Source organism: Sutterella parvirubra YIT 11816 (assembly GCF_000250875.1).
GTDB classification, from domain to species: Bacteria; Pseudomonadota; Gammaproteobacteria; order Burkholderiales; family Burkholderiaceae_F; genus Sutterella; species Sutterella parvirubra.
The window spans coordinates 1-3063 of the sequence record NZ_JH604951.1 but is presented as its reverse complement, the minus strand read 5'-3'; the positions used below and the strand labels follow the sequence as shown (position 1 = coordinate 3063).

Sequence of the window (3063 nt, the reverse complement as noted above, 5' to 3'; positions counted from 1 at the left end):
GCTCACCGCCCCGGACTCCTGAGGCCGGCAGCCGCACGGGCTCCGCACCGTCTTCGAACCGACATCGAAACCAAGGCGACCACTCACTTTTCCCCGAACATCATGAACGCCACCACTTCTACCCACCCGACGCCCCGGAAGACGCCCCTCATCATCGTGAGCTCCAAAACCGGGAACACGATGCTCCTCGCGCGGGGCATTGAGGATGCCTTTCCCGAGACCCGCCTCGTGCGCGCCGACGCTTTGCCTGCCGACCTCACGCCCTTCAACCCGGTGATCCTGGGTTTCTGGTGCGACCGCGGCATGGCGCCCGAAGACATTCAGGCGGCCGCCCGCAGGCTCTCCGACAAGGACCTCGGGTGCTTCGCGACGATGGGCGGGGACCCGGCCGCGCCGAAGTCCCTCGAATGGATGGAGAAGACCTCGAAGGCCTTGGCCGCGGAGGGTGAGGGGAACACCCTCTGGAAAACCTTCCTCTGCCGCGGGCGGATCGACCCGGCGCTCTTTGAACGCATGACCGCGATGATGGGCGGCGAAGTGACCCCCGAGCGCGAAGCGCGCCGGAAGGCGTCGGAAGCCCACCCCGACCGCATGGACGTGGTCGCGGGGGTTGAGGCCTTCGCGGAACTTCTCGGCGCGGGCCGGGAGCCGTCCGCGGAAGCGGTCTGACGCCGCCTTGACCGCCGGGGCTTCCGGGGCAACCAAAGCCCCGGCACAACCTCCTCCGGATTTCTTCGATTTCCCAACGAACCCACATTTCAAGCGATGCAGTTTCATATTGAGAATCTCGACGGCATCTACGCCATGATCGGCCAGGCAGGCGTCGTGCTCATCTTCGTGGCGTTTCTGGCCTTCTACATCATCCTCTGGCAGCTCGTGTACATGACCGCCGTCTGGAGGAACTTCAAACGCGACTTTCTCGACCTCGAAAAGGGCGAGGACCGCTGCCTGCGCGGGATCGACCCGAAGCGCGCCAACCCGCTGATCCGCATCATCTACGACATCGTCACGACGCACGCGCAGCACTCGGACGACATCCGCGCCGAGGTGAGCTACCTCTTTCACCGGAACTTCAAGCGCGTGAGCAACGGGCTCTGTTGGCTGAAGCTCATTTCCGTGATCTCGCCGCTTTTGGGGCTCCTCGGCACCGTCTGGGGGATGGTGGCGGTGTTCCAGTCGATGGCGGACGTCTCGCACGCGAACGCCACGATCTTGGCGTCGGGCATCTGGTCCGCGTTGATCACCACGATCATGGGGCTCACCGTCGCGATCCCGACCTTGATGGCCTACTACTACCTGATGCTCAAGTTCCGGGGTTTTCACATCGAAGCGGTCGAACACAGCTACCGCGCGATCGAAGTCTGCCGCCGCCACAAGATCCGTGAGGTGAAGACCGATGCGGATGAGACTGCGGCCGGCGGCTGCCCCGCGCACTGCGGCGCCGGGCAGAAGGTCGGCTGAGGCCTCAAGCGCTCCCGACGCCCCCGAATCCCCAACGACCATTCTCCGGACACGAGTCATGAACACTGAATTCTTCGGTGACTTCGACGAAGAGCCCCAGATCGACCTGACGCCCCTGATCGACTGCCTCTTCATCCTGATCATCTTCTTCGTGCTGACGATGAGCTTCTCGAAGCCCGTCCTCGAAGTGATCCTCCCCGAGTCGAGCGAGGCCGCGGCGACCCATGAGCGCAACGACATCCTCGTCTCCGTCAAGGCGGACGGGTCGCTCTACCTGGACGGCGACCTGACGACCCCGGAAGCGTTGGCCTCGGCGTTGGATGCCCAGCCCGACCGCCTCCTCAACATCTACATGGACGAGAAGGCTCCCTTTGCGAGCTTCGTGCGGGTGATGGACGTCGCCAAGGCGAAGCGCGCCGGGCGCTTCGTCATCTCGACGCGCGCGGAGGGTGAGGCTGCGCCCTCGTCGTCCTCGTCGTCCTCTTCTTCCGCCGCTTCTTCGCCGGAGGCCCGATGACGGCCCCCGAATCCTTCAATGGGCGCACCGACGACCGTTCCGGCGAGCGCTCCGCAGAGCGCCCCGACGGCCGCAGGGCGGGTGACGCCCGCTCGCCCGAGCACGACCGCGCGACGAAGGGCGCGCGGACGGTGGTGCTCGTGTGCGCGGCGGCCGCATTCGCGGTGCTCACCGCGGACGCTGTGGAGCGCGTGCTCACCGTCCCGTCGCTTCCGGCCGGCATCTTCCGGGAGGAAACCGCGGTGACGCTAGCGGTTGAAGAACCCGCCGCTCCGCGCCCGATCGAGCAGGATCCCTGGATCGAGCACACGGTGGAAGAAAGCGACTACGCGATCGACGCGAAGCCCGAACCCGTGAAGGCGCCGGAGCCCGTGGCGGAGCCGGAACCCCTGCCGGAACCCGAGCCCGTCGTGGAGCCTGAACCGATTCCGGAGCCCGTCGTGAAGGAAGAACCGAAGCCTGAACCGAAACCTCAGCCGAAGCCGAAACCTCAGCCCAAGCCTCAACCCAAGCCCCAACCGAAACCCAAGGCTGAATCGAAGCCCGCACCTCAACCGGCGCCGGTTCAGACGGTGGAGCAGTCGTCGAGCGACGCGCCTTCCGCCGCCTCTATGGGTTCAGCCGCGACCGGTACCTCGGGCGGCGTGGGCGCGGGCACGGACGGCACGCCCGGAAGCGGCGCGGCCGGGCTCGAAAACCAGGTCGTCGCCGAAATCCTCGCCGTCATCGAAGCCCATAAGAGCTACCCGCGCCGCGCGCGGCAGACCGGGCAGGAAGGCACCGTGATCCTCGCGGTCCGCGTCGACGCCTCGGGCGTGATCGTGGGCGTGGAGGTGGAGACGCCCGCGACGTCCGCGCTTCTGAACCGCGCGGCCCAGTCGGCCGCGAAGCCCTTGGTCGGGCGGAAGAGCCCGCTCACCCGCGCGCTCACGCTGCGCGTCCCGGTGAAGTTCGAGCTCACGGCGGCGAAGTAGTGTCGCGGGCAGGAATGCCGGTGCCCGACCGCGCCGAAGGCTCTCGGTGGGCCCTTGCGGCCCCTTGCGCTCCGTAGTCAACCGTTCCTCGAATCCCCCAAAATCTCCCAG

4 protein-coding genes are annotated in these 3063 nt (G+C 66.7%); all 4 read left to right on the top strand.

The window, feature by feature from the left end:
- Positions 1 to 102 precede the first annotated feature (102 nt).
- A complete protein-coding gene (locus tag HMPREF9440_RS05015; RefSeq protein ID WP_050816126.1) occupies positions 103 to 669 on the top strand; it encodes a flavodoxin family protein in 567 nt (188 codons plus the stop codon).
- Between the two features lie 96 nt (positions 670 to 765).
- Complete coding sequence (locus tag HMPREF9440_RS05010) at positions 766 to 1461, top strand: MotA/TolQ/ExbB proton channel family protein (protein WP_008542090.1); 696 nt, start codon at positions 766 to 768, stop codon at positions 1459 to 1461.
- A 58-nt stretch (positions 1462 to 1519) separates the two neighbouring features.
- On the top strand, positions 1520 to 1978 hold the full coding sequence (locus tag HMPREF9440_RS05005; protein WP_008542089.1) for an ExbD/TolR family protein: 459 nt from the start codon (positions 1520 to 1522) through the stop codon (positions 1976 to 1978).
- Entirely contained in the window at positions 1975 to 2952 is a 978-nt protein-coding gene (locus HMPREF9440_RS10510) for a TonB family protein (protein WP_008542088.1), read from the top strand. Before HMPREF9440_RS05005 ends, HMPREF9440_RS10510 begins: the two co-directional genes overlap by 4 nt.
- Positions 2953 to 3063: the final 111 nt, after the last annotated feature.